The organism is Nonomuraea sp. NPDC000554 (assembly GCF_040300065.1).
Classification (GTDB): domain Bacteria; phylum Actinomycetota; class Actinomycetes; order Streptosporangiales; family Streptosporangiaceae; genus Nonomuraea.
Genome location: NZ_JBEPDC010000019.1, coordinates 70,863 through 89,676, shown reverse-complemented (window position 1 = coordinate 89,676; position 18,814 = coordinate 70,863). Strand labels below are relative to the sequence as shown.

Here is an 18,814-nt window from a genome sequence, read left to right as displayed (position 1 = left end):
CCACAAAAAACTTGAGGACGCCCTCAAGTTAAAGGAAACTTGAGGGCGTCGTCAACTTCGTTAGAATGACCGGATGACGACCAGATCCACCCCGCTGCGCCGCGACGCCCAGCGCAACCGCGAGCGGCTCGTCTGCGCGGCCCGCGAGGTCTTCGCCGAACACGGGCTGGACGTCGCCCTGGAGGAGGTCGCCCGCCGCGCCGGGGTGAGCATCGGCACCCTCTACAACCGCTTCCCCACCAGAGCCGACCTCGTCGAAGCCGTCTTCGCCGACCGGGTCGAGACCGTCGCCCGCATCGCCGAGCACGCCCTGACCATGGACGACCCGTGGGAGGGCTTCGTCCACTTCGTCGAGCAGATCTGCCGCCTGCTGGCCGCCGACCGCGGCTACAACGACCTGGTCGCCCGCGTCCCGCCAGCCGTGCCCACCGAGGGGCACCTGCGCGGCCACCGGCTGATGACCGAGATCGTCACCCGCGCGCAGGGCAGCGGCGCGCTCCGTCCCGACTTCACCCTCGAGGACATGGCCTTCGTCACCTGGGCGCTCACCCGCACCATCGAGGCCACCGCGCAGGTCAGCCCCGGCGCGTGGCGGCGGCACCTGGCCCTCATCCTCGACGGCCTGCGGGCCTCGGCCGCCCACCCGCTCCCCGAGCCCCCGCTCCGGCCCGGCGACCTGGCCCAGATCATGAACTGCTGACGTCGAGGTCCAGAGAGGGGTCCAGGCGGGGGGCCAGGCGCAGGTAGGCGGGGGTCAGCTGGCGCGACAGGTCCGACGGCGGCGGGAAGACGCGCAGCAGCAGGTCGGGGGCGGCCGGAGAGGCGCGGCGCTCGGGGCGGTGCGCCGTGGCCCCCGGGGCGTAGAAGTCGGCCAGGCGGTCGGCGAACGGCACGTCCTCGACCCGCAGCGGGTCCTGCCGGTCGTCGGCGAGCGAGCCGAGCAACTCGGCGCGGGTCCGTCCGCGCCAGGCCAGCACCAGGAACGGGTCGTCGTCGAACGACTCGGCCAGCAGGTACAGCACCGCCGACAGGTGCTTGCACGGGAAACCCCAGTCGGGGCACGAGCAGTCCATGTCGAGGTCGCGGGGGAACAGGTCGAGGCCGACCGCCGCGAACAGCTCCTCGATCTCCGTCGGCATCTCGCCCGCCAGCAGCTTCGCCCGGTAGACGGCCTGCGCCGCGATCGCCTCCTCGACCGCGGTCCAGCGCGCCTCGCCGTACGCCTCGATCCTGATCGTCACCTCGTACGGCCTGGGCCGCGAGCCCTGCACCGACGCCTCGACCAGGCCGGCGGACAGGTCGATGGACAGGACCTGGCCCTGGCGGGCGTAGGACCGGCCACGCGCCAGCCGCCCCTTGTCGCAGACGCGCTCCAGGAGGTCGATGAACCGGCGCGACCACCAGGTGGAGCCGATGGACCCGCGCCGGCTGCGCGCCCTGATCCCGCCCTCGACCCGGATCGGCGCGCCGCCGTCGAACCAGCCGTCCCTGCCCACCGGCATCACGACACCACCTCCGCGGTGAGGCGGAAGACCTCGCGCAGCTCGTCCGTGGACAGGTCCGTCAGCCAGTCCTCGCCGGTGCCGACCACGCGCTCCGCCAGGGCCTTCTTCCGCTCGATCATCTGGTCGACCCGCTCCTCCAGGGTCCCCGCGCAGATCAGCTTGCGGACCTGCACGTTCCTGCGCTGCCCGATGCGGAAGGCGCGGTCGGTGGCCTGGTCCTCGACGGCGGGGTTCCACCAGCGGTCGACGTGGATCACGTGGTTGGCGGCCGTCAGGTTCAGCCCGACGCCCGCCGCCTTGAGCGACAGCAGGAACACCATCGGCTCCTCGTCGTGCTGGAAACGGTCGACGAGGCGGTCGCGGGTCTTCTTCGGCAGCCCGCCGTGCAGCCACAGCACCGGACGGTCGAGCCGCTGCTCCAGATACGGCTGGAGCATCGCGCCGAACTCCGCGTACTGGGTGAACAGCAGCGCCTTCTCGCCCTCGGCCGTGATCTCCTCGGTGAGCTGCTCCAGCCGGATCAGCTTGCCGGACCTGCCCGCCAGCCGGGAGCCGTCCTTGAGCAGGTGGGCCGGGTGGTTGCAGACCTGTTTGAGCTTGGCCATCGCGGCCAGCACCAGGCCGCGCCGCTCGATGCCCTCGCTGTCGTCGATGCGGCCCATCATGTCGTCGACGACCGCCTGGTAGAGGGTGGCCTGCTCGGGCGTGAGCGGGCACCACTCCTTGACCTCCAGCTTCTCCGGCAGGTCAGAGATGATGGACTTGTCGGTCTTGAGGCGGCGCAGCACGAACGGGCCCGTCGCGCGCCTGAGCGCGTGCGCGGCCTGCTCGTCCTGACGCGCCTCGATCGGCTCCTGGAACCTGGTCCTGAACCGGGAGCGGGACCCGAGCAGCCCCGGATTGGCGAACTCCATGATCGACCAGAGCTCGGCGAGATGGTTCTCCACCGGAGTCCCCGTCAGGGCCAGCTTGGACCCCGCCGGAATCGCCCGCACCGCCTGCGCCTGCAGCGTGCCGCTGTTCTTGATCGCCTGGGCCTCGTCGCAGACGACCCTGCGCCACTCGAAGGCCCGCAGCGCCTCCAGGTCCCGCTGGGCCGTGCCGTACGTGGTGATCACCAGGTCGGCGTCGGCGATCCGCTCCGTGTCGCGTCCGCCGCCGTGGTGGACGTAGACGCGCAACCCCGGCGCGAACCTGGACGACTCGCGCTGCCAGTTGCCCACCAGCGACATCGGGCACACCAGCAACGTCGGACTCGCCGACCGCTCGTGCACCAGCAGGGCCAGCGTCGTGATCGTCTTGCCCAGGCCCATGTCGTCGGCCAGCACCCCGCCCAGGCCCAGCTCCGACAGGAAGCTCAGCCAGGCCAGCCCGCGCTCCTGGTACGGCCTGAGCGTGGCGTCGATGCCGTCCGGGGTGGCAATCGGCCGCAGCCGCCGCTCGGCCTGACCCGACAGCAGGTCGCCGAGCACCCCGTCGGCGTCGACCTCCAGCAGGGGCAGCTCGTCGTCGCCCTGGGTCACGTGCCACAGGATGTCGGACGCGGGCAGCTCACCCGTCCGAGCTCTCTCGACCGCCTTGAGCGCGGCCCTCAGCTGGCGGTCGTCCAGCTCCACCCACTGGCCGCGCACCCGCACCAGCGGCACCTTCAGCCTGGCCAGCTCGGCCAGTTCCGCCTCGCTGATGGTCTCGTCGCCCACCGCGAGGTCGATCCGGAAGTCGACCAGCTCCCGCAGCCCGAACCCCTGGCTCGTGGCGGCGCTCTGCTTCTTCGTGCGGGTCGTGAGCTTGAGCCCCAGCCGGGTGCGGCCCGCCCAGCGGGGCAGCTGCACGCCGAAACCGGCCGCCTGGAGCAGCGGGGCCGCCTGGCGCAGGAACCCGAACGCGCCCGGCGTGTCGAGCATCAGCTCGGCGGGCTCGGCCACGCGCAGCGACCGGTCGAGCTCCGGGTAGAGCCGCACCGCGCGGCCGAGCCCGGCCAGCAGCTCGCGCTCGGGCCGATGCGGCAGCCCGGCGACCGGCTCACCGGTCCACACCCTGGCCGCTGGGACGTACAGGCTGGGGTCGTCGGCGGCCTGCAGGGCGAACTCCACCCGCCACCGGTCGCTTTCGCCCGGCCGGGTCAGCTCGCTGTCGCCTGCGCCCGGCTCGACCAGCCGGAAGCAGAGCGTGGCCGCGCCCTCGGAGGCGGTGACGGACTCGCGCCACTGCTCCAGCTCGTCCCGCAGCTCGGGGACGTCAGGGCAGCCGCCGTCGGCGCCGGTCAGGGCGGCCAGCCACCGGTCCCTGGGCGTTCTCGGCCGCGCCACGATGGGCTCGGTGAGCGCCGTCCGCACCAGCGCGTCGGCGAACGCGTCCAGCGCCTCGGCCAGGACCTCGCCGGCCGGGCGTTCGACCTGCGCGGTGCGGCAGGCGGGCGGCATGGCCAGGGCCAGCTCCCTGAAGTACGCCGCGTCGGCCCCCGTGAGCACCGCCCGCCACACGGCCCGCGCGTCGTTGCCGGGAAGCGCCCACATGGACTCCCGCGCCGGGCCGCCCGCGCCGTCGCGGACCAGCTGCGGCACCACCCGCCCGCGCCGCACCAGGTCACGGGCGAACTCGGCGACGGCGGCCCAATGCCGCACGGTGGCGCTACCGGCGTGCGCGTCCAGCACCCGGAGCGCCTCGGCGGCGGGCGGCACCACGGCGGGCACCCGCCACAGCCGCAACCGAGGCCGGACCGTCTCGGCCAGCCGCCCGGTCTCGGGGGACGGCAGCGGCTCCCCGGCGGACCCGGGCAGCAACAACTCCAGGACGCGAACCTCCGCCTCGCCCACCGCGAGGGCGAGATGGGCGGCGATGGCGGAGGGCGCGGCGGCGAAGGGGTGGGGACGCGGCGCGTCGCCTTTCGCGCGGCCTGCGGCGCCGTCGGGGGACTCCGCCCAGAAGGCGAGCCCATCCCCGGCCCAGACCCCGTGTACGACCAGCACCTCGGCAGGCTACCTCGTCAGCGCGGGCCAGGTCGGCTGTCCGGAGGGTGTCCGGAGGGGAGGAGAAGATTTACAGTAAATGTATGAAACCTCCCGGATCGTGGTGCGAGCGGCCCAAGCCGCAGGCTCCTTCGTGCGAGCTGCCCTCCCCGTGGAGCAAGCCGAAGCAGCCCGACAATTGGTGCGAAACGCCCGAGTCGCCGCTCGCGGCGGTGCTCGGCTTCCTGCTACGCACCTCCAAGCGGTGATAGAAACGCACGTCACTGGGTAGTCGCCTTCCGCGGCAGCGGAGGAGGCGATGACGTGAACGACACCCACAAGCTGGTCAACGATCTGTCCGAGCAGGTTTCCCGGCTCGTCAAGGACGAGTTGCGGCTCGCCAGGCTGGAACTCACGGCGAAGGGCAGGCGCGCGGGACGCGGCGCCGGGCTGTTCGGGGCCGCCGGCATCATCGGCTTCCTCGGCGGAGCCACCCTCGTGGCCGCCGTGGTGCTGCTCCTTGCCCTGGCACTGCCTGCCTGGGCCGCTGCCGCGATCGTGGCGGTCGTCCTGTTCGTCATCGCCGCTCTGCTCGGCAAGTTCGGCGGGAACCAGGTGAAGCGGGTCGGGCCTCCGGTTCCGGCACAGGCGATCGCCAGTGTGAGGGCCGACCTCGACGTGGTGAAGGAGAGAGCGCACCTATGAGCGAGACGGATTCCGGTTACACCCACACGCATGCGGGGGAGGTGGGGGCCCGCAGGGTCACGGTCGGTGACCCGACAGATCACGAGTCCATCAACGTGCCGCTCACCAGGCCGGGGGCGTCGGAGAACGCGCATCTGGCGGAGGAGCACCGGATGGCGCACGCGGTCTTCGATCCCGAAGTCCCCGTGCAGGCGGTCGAGGAGGAGGCAGACGTGCGGAAGAGCACCAAGGAGATCCGGCGCGAGGGGGGCGGCACCGTCAGCGCCCTCGCGGACAAGGTGGATGTGAAGGGCCGCGCGAGCGACGTCACGGCGGTGGCGAAGGGCAAGGTGACCGAGGTCGCCGACAAGCTCCGCGATGTCACCCCGGACCAGGTCAAGGACGTGGCCGACAAGGCGGCAGCCCAGGCGCGGAAGCGGCCGATGCTGCTGCTGGTCTTCCTCGCCGGAGTGGTCGCCGCGTTCGTCGTGCGGCGCATCGTGAGGCGCAGGAGCAGTTAGGGTTCGCGCTCCCAGCAGGTCCCTGTCGGGCGGCGACGCTCGGCGCGGCCCCGCGGGGAGCAGGACCCGCCGCGTGGGAGGCGGATGCGGTGCCGCGGGCGTCGCCCGAGCCCGATAATCTGCCTGAGTGATTCGTCGAACGGTCGTGGCGGCCCTGGTGGGCCTGCTTGTCGCGGGGTGCGGCGCCGGGTCAGCTGTCAACGACCTCGGCACCGTCGTCAAGGGTGCCAAGGGCACGACCGTCAGCGTGGAGCTGGGCCAGGGCAAGCGGTTCTCCCTGGCCGTCGCCGACAACGCGTCCGTCGGCGACAGCTGGACCCTCGAGGCGGTGCCCGATCCCAAGGTGGCCTCGTTCATCAGCAAGGAGTACCGCTCCGAGGGTGGAGGCCCGGGCTCCGGGGGCACGAGCTACTTCGCGTTCAACACCAAGCACGCCGGCACCACCGAGATCAAGCTGTACAACTGCTGGCGCTGCGGCAAGGCCACGACGCCCACCAACGAGCAGAGCAAGCAGCAGTCGGGCGAGGCGATCTTCGCCATCACCGTGAAATGAGCGCCGTCGAGCGCGTTCGGTGGTGAGCGCCGTCAGCCGAGTACGGCCCGGCAGAGCACGTCGATCGTGGTCTCCGTGATCACGCCCTGCTCGCCGCCCGCGGCGAGCCGCCGCTGGCCCTCGCCGAGCATGCTCCAGCCCAGGTGCGCCACCAGGTCGGGATGGGCGTGCCCGGCCTCAGCGGCGATGGCGTGCAGCGGCTCGATCATCGTCTCGTGGAGCTGGTCGATCCTGTCCTGGCACTCGCCGGGCAGGTCGATCGAGGCGACCGCGCGCAGCAGCGCGTAGTCGCGGCTGCCGGCGAACGACAGCGTGGCCGCGCCGAAGGCCCGTACCCGCTGCTCCAGCGTGCCCTCGCCGGCCGCGGCCTGCAAGCGGGCGGCCCAGCGGGGGATGGAGTCCTCGACGAGCTGGGCCAGGATGTCGGCGGTAGCGGAGAAGTAGCGGTAGACGCTGGACCGGGCCAGCCCGACGCGCGCCCCGACGGCTGCCGGAGTGAGCCCGGCCGCGCCCTCGGCGACCAGGATCTGCATCGCGGCCTCCAGCAGGGCCGCGTGCTGGCTGGCCCGGTGGTCGGCGACGGTCGCAGCGCTGATCCTCGGCACGTTCACTCCTCTTCGCGTTGCCTCCCCCCAGTATCGGGCAGCAGCAGCGTCGAACCCACGCCCGCGAAGAGAACGAGGCCGGTCACGACCGTCACGCGTCGGGTGGCGTCCACGGAGGCGGCGACGGCGGCGGCCCGCTCGCCCGGGTCCCTGACGGCCGCGATGGCCGCGCCGCCGCTGTCGCGGACGGCCCGGCCGAGCGCGGGGTCGTCAGGCAGCTGCTCGGCCATCGCCGAGTCGAGCCCCGTGACCAGCACCGCGCCGAGCACCGCGATGCCGACGGCGGCGCCGAGCTGCCGGATCGCACTCTGCAACCCGGAGGCCACCCCCGACTGGCGGGACGGCACCCCGGCCAGCATCACGTTGGGGAGCTGGGCGGAGGCGAACCCGACGCCGAATCCGTAGACCACCAGCCAGGGCACCAGCGTCCACGGCCCCAGCGAGGGGGAGAGGGTGAGCCCGATCGCGATCGCGGCCGCGGCCTCCAGCGCCAGGCCGGTCCTGACGATGGCCCTGCCGCTGAGCCGCCGGGACAGCTGCGGCACGGTCCCGCCCGCGAGGAACGTCCCCGCCGCCAGCGAGGCGATGATCAGCCCGGCCTGGAAGGCGCTGTAGCCCATGGCCGTCTGCAGGAACAGCGGCAGCACGAGGATCAGGCCGAACTCGCCCAGCGAGACGATCATCGCGGCGGCTCCGCCGTACCGGAAGGACGGGATGGCGAACAGCGACAGGTCCAGGACGACCGGGCGGCCCGCGCGGGATCTGGCCCGCTCCACCAGTACCAGCGCCGTCAGCGCGGCGGCGGCCAGGGCGAACGCGAACGGGATGGGCGAGACCGCGTCGAACGGCCACGGCCGGCCGAAGACGGTGCCCTGGCCGGTCGGCCGTCCCCAGCCGTAGCGCTGGCCCTCGATCAGCCCGAACACCAGGCACGACATGCCGACGACGGACAGCAGCACGCCGAGCGGGTCGAGCCCGCCCGCCCGGGGGTCGCGGGACTCGGGCACCTTGGCCGCCCCGAGCAGGACGAGGAGGCCGATCGGCAGGTTCACCCAGAACGCCGAGCGCCAGCCGAGGTCGGTGACGATCCAGCCGCCGAGCAGCGGCCCCACCGCGGCCATGCCGCCGATGATCGAGCCCCACACGGCGAACGCGACCGTCCTGCGCGGGCCGGTGTAGAGGGAGTTGATGATCGCCAGGGTCATCGGCACCACCATGGACGCGCCCACGCCCTGCACCACCCGGGCGCCGACCAGCATCGCGCCGCTGCCCGCGGCGGCGGCCAGCACGCTGGCGCCGAGGAAGACCACGACCCCGGTGACGAACGTCCGCCGCCTGCCCCGCGCGTCGCCGGTGCGGCCGAGCGGGATGAGCAGGGCGGCGAACGTCAGCGAGTAGATCGAGTTCACCCACTCGACGTCCGTGGCGGCCAGGCCCAGGTCGGCGATGATCGCCGGCACCGCCACGTTCACGATCGTGGCGTCGATGACGATCATCGACATGCCCACGCCGAGGACGAACAGGGGCAGCCAGCCCTGCCGCGTCCGGTCATTTAGCGACACCATGTCGCTAACGATAGCAACAGAGTGTCTTGAAACAAGCCCGCGAGTCCGAGAGGCTGCCTCCCATGGACTTCATTCGCGTGCGCGCGTCCTCCGACGGCGCCGAGACGATCTCGTGGTGGACCGGCGACGTCTACGGGTGGCAGCACGACGACGGCCCGCACCACCTGTTCGGCTTCGAAGGCGTCAACGTGGCCAGGGCGGTCGAGGTCGAGGGCGGCTGGCAGCTGCTGACCAGGGAGGCGGCCGCCTACCTCGACCCGCGCACCCGCGAGATCATCGACACCTGGGACAACCCGATCACCGGCGAGTCCGTCGAGGTGCAGCACGTCTTCAACGACCCCGTCAACCAGCGGTTCGGCGCCTACCCCGTGCCGACCACCCGCCTGGGCGACCAGGTGGTCTTCAACGCCGACATCCGCCTGTCCTACCCCTCGCCCCTCAAGGTCGCCGACTACCCCCGGAACTCGGCGGGCGACACCTACCGGGCCCTGGAACTGTTCCAGTTCTTCGTCCAGGCCAAGGAGCTCGACTCGGGGATGCCCGACGTCCCGGCCGTGTTCTCCTGGTGCCGGGTCTCGCCGTGGCTGCCCTGGATGGCGATGGGGCAGCGCGAGGGCGGGCTGGTCTACCACTGCCGGGGGCACAAGACGTCCGAGGTGCCCGAGCGGCTGCGCGCGCACGCCGGCGAGCGGTTCCTGCACGCGCCGACCGGGTGGACGGCGCCCAACATGACGAGCTGGACCGCGTTCGCGGATAAAGTCGGCCGGTGAGCACCGACCTGTTCTGCGAGATCATCACGGGGGAGCGGCCCGCCACCATCGTGCACTCCGACGAGGTGGCCGTCTCCTTCCTCGACGCCCGGCCGGTCTTCAAGGGGCACGTTCTGGTCGTGCCGAGGGCGCACGTCGAGACGCTCGCCGACCTCGTCGAGGTCGGCCCCTTCTTCGAACGGGTCCAGGCGATCGCGAGGGCGGTGGAGGAGGGGCTGGAGGCGGGCGGCACGTTCGTGGCGATGAACAACCGCGTCAGCCAGAGCGTCCCGCACCTGCACGTGCACGTGGTGCCGCGCACCCGCAAGGACGGACTGCGCGGCTTCTTCTGGCCGCGCACCACGTACGCGTCGGCCGAGGAGGCCGAGAGCTACGCCGAGAGGATCGCCAAGGCGCTCCCCGGACGCTGACCGGCGCCGGGAGACGGCGCAAGACCGGGGGAAGGCGCGGCGGCGCCAGGCAGCCCGGCGCCGGTTCCGCCGCCTGTCACCGGCGGGCGGAACGGCAGTAGGCTCCGGCGATGGAGTACCTGGTCGGAACCGTCGTCGTGGCAGCCCTCGTGGGCGTGCCCGCGATCGTGCTGTGGCGGGTGCTGCGCGGTCGGCGCGAGCTGGGCACCAGCCCGGCCGAGCGCGCCACGTTCGAGACCCTGCACACCGCCTCGCTCGCCGGGCCGCCGCTGCGCGCCGGGCTCACCGTCGACGGCGCGGAGAAGGCGTCGCGGCACCTGCGCGCGCTGCTCGGCTCGTCCGCGCTGGCGATCACCGACGGCGAGCGGCTGCTCGTCTACGACGGCGACGGCGATCACCACGTGGACCAGGCGTTCGAGCACGCGGCCGCCACGCTCAAGGACGGCCGCACCCAGGTGCTGAGCATCGACTGCGAGCTGCTGGAGTGCCCGATCAGGCACGCCGTGGTGGTGCCGCTCACCACCGACGACCGGGTGGTGGGCTCGCTGACGGCGTACGGCTCGTACTCCTCGGCCGGGCTCGTCAGGGCTGCGCAGCAGGTGGCCGGTTGGGTGGACTCCCAGCTGGAGCTGGCCGAGCTGCACCGCTCGCGGACGCTGCTGATGGAGGCCGAGGTGCGGGCGCTGCGGGCGCAGATCTCGCCGCACTTCATCTACAACTCGCTCACCACGATCGCCTCGTTCGTCCGTACCGACCCGGAACGCGCCAGGGAGCTGCTGCTGGAGTTCGCCGACTTCACCCGCTACAGCTTCCGCAGGCACGGCGAGTTCACCACGCTCGCCGAGGAGCTGCGCTCGATCGACCGCTACCTGACCCTGGAGCGGGCCCGCTTCGGCGACCAGTTGCAGGTGACGTTGCGGATCGCGCCGGAGGTGCTGCCGGTGGCGGTGCCGTTCCTGTGCTTGCAGCCGCTCGTGGAGAACGCCGTACGGCACGGGCTGGAGAGCAGGAACGGCGTCGGACGCATCACGATCATCGCCGAGGACGCCGGGGCGGAGTGCCGGATCAGCGTCGAGGACGACGGCCTCGGCATGGACCCCGACAGGCTGCGCCGCATCCTCGCAGGTGACATCACTCCCGCGGGCGGGGTGGGGCTGGCCAACGTGGACGAGCGGCTGCGCCAGGTCTACGGCGACGAGTACGGGCTGGTCGTCGAGACGGGCACGGGCGTCGGCACGAAAGTCAACATCAGGTTGCCGAAATATCACCCGGGCGTCTCGGCCCGTTGACCCCGATCTTTGTTGTCGGTTTCATCACTGTCTATGGCACTACTTCGGGTCCTTGCCGTCGACGACGAGCTGCCCGCCCTGGAAGACCTGGCCTACCTGCTGCGCGCCGACTCCCGCATCGGCGAGGTGGCCACGGCCAGGGACGGCTCCGCGGCGCTGCGGCTGCTCGACCGTGCCATCGCCGACGGCAGGCCCATCGACGCGGTCTTCCTCGACATCAGGATGCGCGGCCTCGACGGCGTGGTGCTGGGGCGGCTGCTGTCGCGCTTCGCCAACCCGCCGCGGGTCGTCTTCGTCACCGCCTACGAGGAGCACGCGGTGGACGCGTTCGAGATCAAGGCGGAGGACTACCTGCTCAAGCCGGTGCGCCCGGAACGGCTGGCCGAGGCGATCCGCCGGGTGGCCGTCTCGGCGGACCTCGCTGTCGAGAGCGGAGAGACCGACACGATCCCGGTCGAGCTGGGCGGTGTGACCCGGTTCATCTCCACCGCCGACGTCTTCTCCGTCGAGGCGCACGGCGACTACGCCCGCCTGCACACCCGGGCGGGCAGCCACCTGGTGCGCATCCCGCTGGCGACGCTGGAGGAGCGCTGGTCCTCCGCCGGGTTCGTCCGGGTCCACCGCAGCCATCTGGTGGCCGTCAAGCACATCGAGGAGCTGCACATCGACTCCGGCAGGTGCACGGTGCGGGTCGGCGACACCGAGATCCCGGTCAGCCGCCGCCACACGCGCGAGCTGCGCGACCTGCTGGTGCGCAGGGCCAGGAAGGGAAGGCCCGAGTGAACCCCATCAACGAGCCCGACAACCTGCCGGACAGACGGGCCGAACCGCGTCCTGGCCGCCGGTTGCCGCTCGTCCGCCCCGACGCGCCGCGCAGGGTGACCGTGACCAGCCCGCGGACGGCCGCCGCGCGCCGCCCCCGCTACCCGGCCACCCGGGAGATCGACGAGCAGACGCACCTCGGCGAGGTCTACATGCGCTCGCTGCTGCGCACCCAGTTCCGGCTCGCGATCTTCGTCTGCACGGTGCTGGCGTGCGTGGTGGGCGGCCTGCCGCTGCTCTTCCTGATCGTCCCCGAGCTGCGCGAGGTGGACGTGCTCGGCGTCCCGCTGGCCTGGGCCGTGCTCGGCGGGCTGATCTACCCCGGCTTCGTGGCCGGGGCGTGGCTCTACGTCCGGCACGCCGAACGCAACGAGCGGCACTTCGCGGACCTGGTCGAGCGCCGATGAGCCTGACGGCCGTCCTCGTCGTCGTCATGGCGGCGGTGCTCATCGGCGCGTTCGGGATCAGGTTCTCCCGCACCACCTCCGACTTCTACGTGGCCTCGCGCACGGTCAGCCCCTTGTGGAACGCCTCCGCGATCGGCGGCGAGTACCTGTCGGCCGCCTCCTTCCTCGGCGTGGCCGGGCTGATCCTGTCGTTCGGCGCCGACATGCTCTGGCTGCCCGTCGGCTGGACCGGCGGCTACCTGGTGCTGCTCGTGCTCGTCTCGGCGCCGCTGCGGCGCTCCGGCGCGTACACGCTGCCCGACTTCGCCGAGGCAAGGCTGGAGTCGATGGCCGTGCGCCGCACGGCGAGCGGGTTCGTCGTGCTCATCGGCTGGTTGTACCTGATGCCGCAGTTCCAGAGCGCGGGCCTGGTCCTGCGGACGATCACCGGCGCGCCGGTCTGGGTGGGCGGCCTGCTGGTGGCGGTCGTGGTCGCGGTGAACGTGCTGTCGGGCGGGATGCGGTCGATCACGTTCGTGCAGGCGTTCCAGTACTGGCTGAAGCTGACCGCGCTGGCCGTGCCCCTGGTGTTCCTGCTGATGGCGTGGAAGGCCGACGGCGCCCCCGGCCTGAGCGCGGTGGACGCCACCACCTGGGAGACGCCGCTGTCGGGCGGCAAGGAGTACGGGCTGTACTCGACGTACTCGCTGATCCTGGCCACGTTCCTGGGCACGATGGGGCTGCCGCACGTGCTGGTCCGCTTCTACACCAACCCCGACGGGCGGGCCGCCCGCCGCACCACCCTCGTCGTCCTGACACTGCTGGGCGCGTTCTACCTGCTGCCCGCGCTGTACGGCTGGCTGGGCCGGCTCTACGCCCCCGACCTGGCACGCGCCGACACCGTCGTGCTCACGCTGCCGGAACGGATGATCGGCGGCACCCTCGGCGAACTGTTGACGGCGCTGGTGACGGCGGGGGCGTTCGCGGCCTTCCTGTCCACGTCCTCGGGGCTGACCGTGTCGGTGGCGGGAGTGATCGCCCAGGACCTGCTCAAGGGCGGGGTCCGCTCGTTCAGGATCGCCACGCTGATGGCCGTCGCGGTGCCGCTGGCGCTCGCGCTGGCGCTGTGGGCGCGGGCGCTGCCGGTGGCCGACGTGGTGGGGCTGGCGTTCGCGGTGGCCGCGTCGTCGTTCTGCCCGCTGCTCGTCCTCGGCATCTGGTGGCGCAGGCTGAGCACCACGGGCGCGCTCGCGGGGCTGTTCGTCGGGGGAGGGCTGGCGTGCGGCGCGGTGCTGGTGACGATCGTCGGCGGCCCGCGCGAGGGCGTGGCGGGCGCGCTGCTCGCCCAGCCCGCCGCGTGGACGGTGCCGATCGCGTTCACGGTGATGGTGTCGGTGTCGTTCCTCACGCCGCACCGGGTGCCGCCCGGCGTGGCCAGGACGATGGTGCGCCTGCACACGCCGGAGGACCTCGACCTCGACCGCGGCGACTGGCGGCCCCGCTCGTCCTGACGCGCTTCAGGCAGGGGGGACCTCCCCGGAGCCGCGGGCGACCAGCTCGACCGGCACCCTGACCCGGCGCGGCGCGCCCGCCTCGCGCGAAGCCGGGTGGAGCAGGAGGTCGACCGCGCTCGTGGCCAGCCGGGACGTGTCGTAGCGGACCACCGTCACCCCCGGATTGAACACGTCGGCCAGCGCGAAGTCATCGAACCCCACATAGGCGGGACGTTCAGGGCGATCCCTGAGCGCCTGGAGGATGCCGATGGCGGCGCGGTTGTTGGTGGCGAAGAAGGCCGTGGGCGGGTCGGGCAGGTCCAGCAGCTTGCCGACCTCCTGCGAGGCCCGCCACGGGTCGAACACCTCCCGCACCACCAGCGACTCGTCCAGGGGGAGGCCCGCGTCGCGCAGGGCCGCGCGGTAGCCGAGGGCGCGGTCGTGCACGGAGCTCAGCCGCTCGTCGTCGGAGATGAGCGCGACGCGGCGGTGGCCCCGCGCCAGCAGGTGCTCGGTCGCGACCCGGCCGCCGTGGGCGTCGTCGAGCATCACCACGTCCGCGCCGTCGAGCCCCGGCGGGACGCGGTCGACGAAGACCGAGGTCAGCCCGCCGTGCTGGGCCAGCCAGCTGTGGTCGGACCCCGACGGGACGATGATCAGCGAGTCGACTCCCCGGGCGTACATCGACTCGATCAGCATCCGCTCCCGCTCCGCGCGCTCCTCGTACGAGCCGAAGACCACCAGCGCCTCGTGCTCGGCCGCCGCCGCCTCCACGGACTTGGCCAGCCGGGAGTAGAACTCGTTGGAGATGTTCTCCATGACCAGCCCCAGTGTCAGCATGCTGGCGCCGCGCGCGAGCCGGCTCGCGGCCTCGTTGCGCCGGAAGCCGAGTGCGCCGATGGACTCCTGCACCCTGCGCTGAAGCGCCGCGCTCACGTGGGGCTCCTGGTTGACCACCCGTGAGACGGTTTTCAGGCTCACTCCCGCGTGCCTGGCCACATCGGCCATGGTCGGCTTGCCGCGCAATGTCATATTGTGCCCCCATGGATGATGACTGGATCTGTGGCCGCCTGGGTGAGGACGAGCCCTGGATACTCGGCGCGGTCAACCCGCCCGTCTTCGAGAACTCGCTGTTCACCTTCGAATCGGTCGGCGAGCTCGGTGCGGCGATCAGGGACGAGGACGAGCGGTACGTCTACTGGCGGGGCACCAACCCGACGGTCGACCTCGCCCAGCGCAAACTGGCGGCGCTGGAACGAGGAGAGCGGGCCAAGTGCTTCGGCTCCGGGATGGGCGCGATCTCGGCGACGATCTCCTCGCTGGTGTCGGCGGGCGACCATGTGCTGGTGCTGGGCGCGGTCTACGGGCCGACCACCCAGTTCCTGCGTTACCTGGAGAAGTTCGGAGTCACGCATACACACGTCGGCGACCTCGGGGCATGTGACAGCGCTATCAAGGCGAGCACGCGCCTACTCTACTTCGAGTCGCCGTCGTACATGCGCTATGAGGTCTTCGACATCGCCGCGGTCACCGCGTGGGCGCGCGAGCGCGGGCTGGTGACGGTGACGGACAACACCTGGTCCACGCCGATCTTCCAGAAGCCGCTGACGCTCGGCGTGGACCTGGTCGTGCACTCGCTGTCGAAGTACGTCGGCGGGCACAGCGACCTGGTCGGCGGCGTCGTGGTGGGCCCGTCGCGGCTGGTGCGCCCGCTGGCGCTGACCGAGTACCAGCTCTACGGCGCGGCCATGTCGCCGCACGACGCGGCCAAGGTGATCAAGGGGCTGCGCACGCTGCCCGTGCGGATGGCGGCTCACCAGGAGCGCGGGCTGGCCGTGGCCGGGTTCCTGGAGGACCATCCGGCGGTGCGGGTGGTCAACCATCCGGGGCTGGCCTCGCATCCGGGGCACGCGCAGGCCAGGCGGCAGATGTCCGGCTTCTCCAGCCTGTTCAGCGTCGAACTGGACACGGAGTCGCGGGACGAGGTGAGCGCGTTCCTCGACAAGCTGCAACATTTCAGGATCGGTGTGTCCTGGGGCGGGTTCGAGAGCCTGGTCAACGCGCCGGCGCTCACCATCGAGGAGAGCGTGCGGGCCACGATGGGCATCCCGGTCGGCCTGGTGCGGCTGTCCGTCGGGCTGGAGCCCGCCGAGACATTGATCAAGGACCTTGGTCTAGCGCTGGAGGGGGTGCGTCGCCTAGCGTGACTGACAGCGCTGTCACCCCCCTCGCTCCCTCAGGAGGCGCACATGAGATCACCATTCCTGGCGGCCGCGGCCGCCGCCACTCTCGTGCTGGCCGGTTGCGGTTCCGGCTCGTCGTCCCCGGGGCAGGTGCGGCTGCGCATGATCGAAAGCCTGACGAGCCCGGAACGCACCAAGCTGATCAAGACGCTCCTCGCCGACTTCGAGAAGGCGAACCCGGGAGTCAAGGTCGAGCTGATCTCGCCGCCGCTCGACAGCGCCGACCAGAAGATCAACCAGATCCTGCAGACGAAGAAGGACCTGGACGTGCTGGAGGTCCGCGACCACACGGCCAAGTCCTTCTCCAACAACGGCTGGCTCGCCGAACTGCCCACCACCGGCTGGCCGGGCTGGACGGACCTGACCGAGCTGGCCCAGAAGAAGGCGGTGGAGGTCGGCGGCAAGGCGTACCTGATCCCGTACGGCTTCTACCAGCGCACCCTGTTCTACCGGACCGACTGGGGCCTGGCCCAGCCGCCGAAGACCTGGCAGGAGCTCTACGAGGCCGGCAAGAAGATGACCTCGGGCGACAGGTTCGGCTACTCCTTCAGGGGCGGCAAGGGCGGCGCCGACTACGCGGTCATGATGGTCAGCGCCTACAACGGCGAGGCCCTGGATCCCGAGAAGTCCTTCTTCCTCAAGGACAAGCGGACGATCTTCTCGACCCCCGAGGCCACCCAGGCCATGGACCTGTACGTGAAGATCTTCAAGGAGGCGTCGCCACCCGACTCCGTCTCATGGGCCTACCCCGAGATGGTGCAGGGCTTCACCAGCGGCGTCACCGGCATGCTCATCCAGGACCCCGAGGTGATCAAGACGGTCCAGGAGAGCTCGGTCAAGACCTGGGCCACCGCCCCCATCCCCAAGGGCCCCACCGGCTACGCCTTCCAGCCGGTCGGCTACGCCGGCTGGGGCGCGACCTCCTTCAGCAAGCACCCGAAGGAGGCGGTCAAGCTGGTGCAGTTCCTGTCGGAGGCCAAGCAGAGCATCGCCTTCGCCAAGGGCAACTCGCTGATCCCGATCTCCAAGCAGGCCCAGAGCGACCCGCAGTTCTCCCAGGGCGCCTGGAAGGCGTACCTGGAGGCGCAGCAGGACCCGAAGCAGGTGATCACGATCAGGCCGGTCGACTACCCGGGCTGGAGCCAGTTCATCGTCGACTCCGACCGTGACGTCCAGGCGCTCATCACCGGCAAGAAGACGGTGGCCGACGTGCTCAAGTCGTGGGACGCCTTCTGGCAGGACCAGGCGAAGAAGGTTTCGTGACCCGTTCAGCCTTCACCGCGCGCAAGGCCGCCTTCGTCGCCCTCTGCCTGCTGCCCGGCGTGGTCTTCGTGGTGGTCTTCACGTACTACCCGATGATCCGCGGCGGTGTCATCGCCTTCCAGCAGTACAACCTGTTCGACCTGACCTCGACGCCCTTCGTCGGGCTGGACAACTTCCGGGCCGTGCTCGCCGAGGACCGGTTCTGGACGGCGCTGCGCAACACCGGCACCTGGGTCGTCGTCTCGCTGTTCTTCCAGTTCTTCCTCGGCTTCGGGCTGGCGCTGCTGCTGCGGCGCCACTTCCGTGGGCGCGGCCTCTACCAGGCGTGGGTGTTCTTCCCCTGGGCCATGTCCGGCTTCCTCATCGGGCTGCTGTGGCGGTGGATGTTCAACGGCCAGTTCGGCGTGATCAACGACCTGCTGCTGAAGACGGGGATCATCGAGCACCGCATCGGCTTCCTCGCCACGCCCGGATGGGCGATGACCTCGGTGATCGTGGCCAACATCTGGTACGGCGTGACGTTCTTCGCCATCATGATCATGGCGGCGCTGCAGTCCGTCCCGCGTGAGCTGTACGAGGCGGCGTCGGTCGACGGCGCCTCGCGGCTCAGGCAGTTCTGGCACGTCACGCTGCCGCACATCCGCCCCACGCTGGCGCTGATCGTGCTGCTGCGGGTGATCTGGATCCTGAACTTCCCCGACCTGATCTACTCGATGACCGGCGGCGGCCCGGCGGGCAGCACCGACATCATCACCACCTTCCTCATCCAGCAGGTCATCGGCGGCGACTACGGCCGGGCGGGCGCGGTCGGGCTGCTCATCCTCGGGTTGCTGCTCGCCTTCAGCGTCTTCTACCTCAACGCCACCAGATTCGAGAAGGCCCGATGAGACGTCTCGCCAAGGTGACCGTGCTCACGGTCTGGTTGCTGATCACGCTCTTCCCGCTCTACTGGGTCGTCGTCACCTCGCTCAAGCCGAAGGCGGAGATCTTCTCCACGCCGCTCAGGTACTGGCCGGGCAGCGTGACGTTCGAGCACTACACGGAGCTGTTCTCGTTCGCCGACTTCGGCGCGTATCTGCTGAACAGCCTCACGGTCTCGCTGGTGTCGGCGGGCGTGGTGACGGCGATCGGCGTGCTCGGCGGCTACACGCTGGCCCGCTTCTCCTTCCCCGGCAGGGGCGCGCTGATGCTGGCGTTCCTGGTCACCCAGATGATCCCGCTGTTCATCGCGCTCGGACCGCTCTACCTGCTGATGTCCGACCTGGACCTGCTCAACCGGCTGGCCGGGCTGATGCTGGTGTACGTCGCCATGCTGGTGCCGTTCGCCACGATCATCATGCGCGGCTTCTACGAGCGGGTGCCGGTCGCGCTGGAGGAGGCGGCGCAGGTGGACGGCGCGTCGCGGCTGGCCGCGATGGTGCGGGTGGTGATCCCGGTCATGCTGCCGGGGATCGCGGCGACCTTCATCTTCGCGTTCGTGCAGTGCTGGAACGAGCTGTTCCTGGCGATCACGTTCATCGACAGCGAGGACGCCAAGACCATCCCGGTCGCCATGAACTCCTTCATCACCCAGTACGACATCGACTGGGGCTCGATGGCCGCGGCCACGGTGGTCTCGGTGATTCCCACGCTGGTGCTGTTCGCCGCGATCCGCCGCTACATCGTCGAGGGGCTCACCGCGGGGGCAGTCAAGGGGTGAGAGGGGGGTTGACAGAGGGCGGTCATGGATTAGATCTTCCTATTCATCAGATGACTCG

The 18,814-nt window shown here is 71.1% G+C and carries 20 protein-coding genes; 15 read left to right on the top strand and 5 right to left on the bottom strand.

The features are described from left to right. The first annotated feature begins 73 nt into the window (after nt 1-73). Entirely contained in the window at nt 74-700 is a 627-nt protein-coding gene (locus ABT294_RS31700; protein ID WP_350809969.1) for a TetR/AcrR family transcriptional regulator, read from the top strand. On the opposite strand, the gene ABT294_RS31695 is transcribed toward ABT294_RS31700, so the two are convergent. Beyond that, nucleotides 687-1,502 (bottom strand): SWIM zinc finger family protein, encoded by an 816-nt coding sequence (locus ABT294_RS31695; protein ID WP_350809968.1) that lies wholly within the window; start codon nt 1,500-1,502, stop codon nt 687-689. The two genes, ABT294_RS31700 and ABT294_RS31695, sit on opposite strands and share 14 nt — an antisense overlap. Then, nucleotides 1,502-4,474 (bottom strand): SNF2-related protein, encoded by a 2,973-nt coding sequence (locus ABT294_RS31690; protein ID WP_350809967.1) that lies wholly within the window; start codon nt 4,472-4,474, stop codon nt 1,502-1,504. Before ABT294_RS31690 ends, ABT294_RS31695 begins: the two co-directional genes overlap by 1 nt. An 83-nt stretch (nt 4,475-4,557) precedes the next feature. Here ABT294_RS31690 and ABT294_RS31685 point away from each other — a divergent pair, with 83 nt between their 5' ends. The 4 genes from ABT294_RS31685 (at nt 4,558) to ABT294_RS31670 (ending at nt 6,211) form a co-directional block, all read left to right on the top strand. Then, nucleotides 4,558-4,722, top strand: coding sequence for a hypothetical protein (locus ABT294_RS31685; protein ID WP_350809966.1), 165 nt, complete (start codon nt 4,558-4,560; stop codon nt 4,720-4,722). Nucleotides 4,723-4,777: 55 nt separating this feature from the next. Beyond that, nucleotides 4,778-5,158, top strand: coding sequence for a phage holin family protein (locus ABT294_RS31680; RefSeq protein WP_350809965.1), 381 nt, complete (start codon nt 4,778-4,780; stop codon nt 5,156-5,158). Next, nucleotides 5,155-5,658, top strand: coding sequence for a hypothetical protein (locus ABT294_RS31675; protein ID WP_350809964.1), 504 nt, complete (start codon nt 5,155-5,157; stop codon nt 5,656-5,658). The genes ABT294_RS31680 and ABT294_RS31675 overlap by 4 nt, the downstream gene beginning before the upstream one ends. A 127-nt stretch (nt 5,659-5,785) precedes the next feature. Next, nucleotides 5,786-6,211 carry a protease inhibitor I42 family protein gene (locus ABT294_RS31670; protein WP_350809963.1) on the top strand — a complete coding sequence of 142 codons (426 nt, stop codon included), beginning with the start codon at nt 5,786-5,788 and terminating at the stop codon, nt 6,209-6,211. Nucleotides 6,212-6,243: 32 nt separating this feature from the next. Here the strand turns inward: ABT294_RS31670 and ABT294_RS31665 are convergent, their stop codons facing one another. Beyond that, a complete protein-coding gene (locus ABT294_RS31665) occupies nt 6,244-6,816 on the bottom strand; it encodes a TetR/AcrR family transcriptional regulator (RefSeq protein WP_350809962.1) in 573 nt (190 codons plus the stop codon). A gap of 2 nt (nt 6,817-6,818) precedes the next feature. Next, on the bottom strand, nt 6,819-8,381 hold the full coding sequence (locus tag ABT294_RS31660) for an MFS transporter (RefSeq protein WP_350809961.1): 1,563 nt from the start codon (nt 8,379-8,381) through the stop codon (nt 6,819-6,821). Between the two features lie 62 nt (nt 8,382-8,443). Here ABT294_RS31660 and ABT294_RS31655 point away from each other — a divergent pair, with 62 nt between their 5' ends. The 6 genes from ABT294_RS31655 (at nt 8,444) to ABT294_RS31630 (ending at nt 13,569) form a co-directional block, all read left to right on the top strand. After that, nucleotides 8,444-9,151 carry a DUF1838 family protein gene (locus ABT294_RS31655; protein WP_350809960.1) on the top strand — a complete coding sequence of 236 codons (708 nt, stop codon included), beginning with the start codon at nt 8,444-8,446 and terminating at the stop codon, nt 9,149-9,151. Next, nucleotides 9,148-9,561 carry an HIT family protein gene (locus ABT294_RS31650; protein WP_350809959.1) on the top strand — a complete coding sequence of 138 codons (414 nt, stop codon included), beginning with the start codon at nt 9,148-9,150 and terminating at the stop codon, nt 9,559-9,561. The genes ABT294_RS31655 and ABT294_RS31650 overlap by 4 nt, the downstream gene beginning before the upstream one ends. 110 nt (nt 9,562-9,671) lie before the next feature. Next, nucleotides 9,672-10,850 (top strand): sensor histidine kinase, encoded by a 1,179-nt coding sequence (locus tag ABT294_RS31645; protein ID WP_350809958.1) that lies wholly within the window; start codon nt 9,672-9,674, stop codon nt 10,848-10,850. 33 nt (nt 10,851-10,883) lie between these two features. Continuing rightward, nucleotides 10,884-11,633: a LytR/AlgR family response regulator transcription factor gene (locus ABT294_RS31640; protein ID WP_350809957.1), complete on the top strand. Its 750-nt coding sequence runs from the start codon at nt 10,884-10,886 to the stop codon at nt 11,631-11,633. Further along, a complete protein-coding gene (locus tag ABT294_RS31635) occupies nt 11,630-12,079 on the top strand; it encodes a DUF485 domain-containing protein (protein ID WP_350809956.1) in 450 nt (149 codons plus the stop codon). The genes ABT294_RS31640 and ABT294_RS31635 overlap by 4 nt, the downstream gene beginning before the upstream one ends. After that, a complete protein-coding gene (locus ABT294_RS31630; RefSeq protein WP_350809955.1) occupies nt 12,076-13,569 on the top strand; it encodes a sodium/solute symporter in 1,494 nt (497 codons plus the stop codon). Before ABT294_RS31635 ends, ABT294_RS31630 begins: the two co-directional genes overlap by 4 nt. A gap of 6 nt (nt 13,570-13,575) precedes the next feature. Here ABT294_RS31630 and ABT294_RS31625 read toward each other — a convergent pair whose 3' ends face one another. Beyond that, nucleotides 13,576-14,583, bottom strand: coding sequence for a LacI family DNA-binding transcriptional regulator (locus tag ABT294_RS31625; protein WP_350809954.1), 1,008 nt, complete (start codon nt 14,581-14,583; stop codon nt 13,576-13,578). Nucleotides 14,584-14,594: 11 nt separating this feature from the next. Here ABT294_RS31625 and ABT294_RS31620 point away from each other — a divergent pair, with 11 nt between their 5' ends. The 4 genes from ABT294_RS31620 to ABT294_RS31605 are packed head-to-tail and all read left to right on the top strand — an operon-like array spanning nt 14,595 to nt 18,756. Further along, the gene (locus ABT294_RS31620) at nt 14,595-15,758 is read left to right on the top strand and encodes a trans-sulfuration enzyme family protein (RefSeq protein ID WP_350809953.1); all 1,164 of its coding nucleotides are present in this window, start codon (nt 14,595-14,597) and stop codon (nt 15,756-15,758) included. 42 nt (nt 15,759-15,800) lie between these two features. Continuing rightward, on the top strand, nt 15,801-17,057 hold the full coding sequence (locus ABT294_RS31615) for an ABC transporter substrate-binding protein (protein ID WP_350809952.1): 1,257 nt from the start codon (nt 15,801-15,803) through the stop codon (nt 17,055-17,057). Beyond that, nucleotides 17,054-17,944 (top strand): carbohydrate ABC transporter permease, encoded by an 891-nt coding sequence (locus ABT294_RS31610; protein ID WP_350809951.1) that lies wholly within the window; start codon nt 17,054-17,056, stop codon nt 17,942-17,944. Before ABT294_RS31615 ends, ABT294_RS31610 begins: the two co-directional genes overlap by 4 nt. Then, nucleotides 17,941-18,756, top strand: a complete 816-nt coding sequence (locus tag ABT294_RS31605) for a carbohydrate ABC transporter permease (RefSeq protein WP_350809950.1) — start codon at nt 17,941-17,943, stop codon at nt 18,754-18,756. The genes ABT294_RS31610 and ABT294_RS31605 overlap by 4 nt, the downstream gene beginning before the upstream one ends. Nucleotides 18,757-18,814 lie beyond the last annotated feature (58 nt).

Coding starts and splice junctions, on each gene's coding strand:
- ABT294_RS31605 (WP_350809950.1), top strand. CDS start 17,941: ATGAGACGTCTCGCCAAGGTGACCGTGCTCACGGTCTGGTTGCTGATC.
- ABT294_RS31695 (WP_350809968.1), bottom strand. CDS start 1,502: ATGCCGGTGGGCAGGGACGGCTGGTTCGACGGCGGCGCGCCGATCCGG.
- ABT294_RS31655 (WP_350809960.1), top strand. CDS start 8,444: ATGGACTTCATTCGCGTGCGCGCGTCCTCCGACGGCGCCGAGACGATC.
- ABT294_RS31660 (WP_350809961.1), bottom strand. CDS start 8,381: ATGGTGTCGCTAAATGACCGGACGCGGCAGGGCTGGCTGCCCCTGTTC.
- ABT294_RS31625 (WP_350809954.1), bottom strand. CDS start 14,583: ATGACATTGCGCGGCAAGCCGACCATGGCCGATGTGGCCAGGCACGCG.
- ABT294_RS31685 (WP_350809966.1), top strand. CDS start 4,558: ATGAAACCTCCCGGATCGTGGTGCGAGCGGCCCAAGCCGCAGGCTCCT.
- ABT294_RS31675 (WP_350809964.1), top strand. CDS start 5,155: ATGAGCGAGACGGATTCCGGTTACACCCACACGCATGCGGGGGAGGTG.
- ABT294_RS31700 (WP_350809969.1), top strand. CDS start 74: ATGACGACCAGATCCACCCCGCTGCGCCGCGACGCCCAGCGCAACCGC.
- ABT294_RS31615 (WP_350809952.1), top strand. CDS start 15,801: ATGAGATCACCATTCCTGGCGGCCGCGGCCGCCGCCACTCTCGTGCTG.
- ABT294_RS31640 (WP_350809957.1), top strand. CDS start 10,884: ATGGCACTACTTCGGGTCCTTGCCGTCGACGACGAGCTGCCCGCCCTG.
- ABT294_RS31620 (WP_350809953.1), top strand. CDS start 14,595: ATGGATGATGACTGGATCTGTGGCCGCCTGGGTGAGGACGAGCCCTGG.
- ABT294_RS31645 (WP_350809958.1), top strand. CDS start 9,672: ATGGAGTACCTGGTCGGAACCGTCGTCGTGGCAGCCCTCGTGGGCGTG.
- ABT294_RS31630 (WP_350809955.1), top strand. CDS start 12,076: ATGAGCCTGACGGCCGTCCTCGTCGTCGTCATGGCGGCGGTGCTCATC.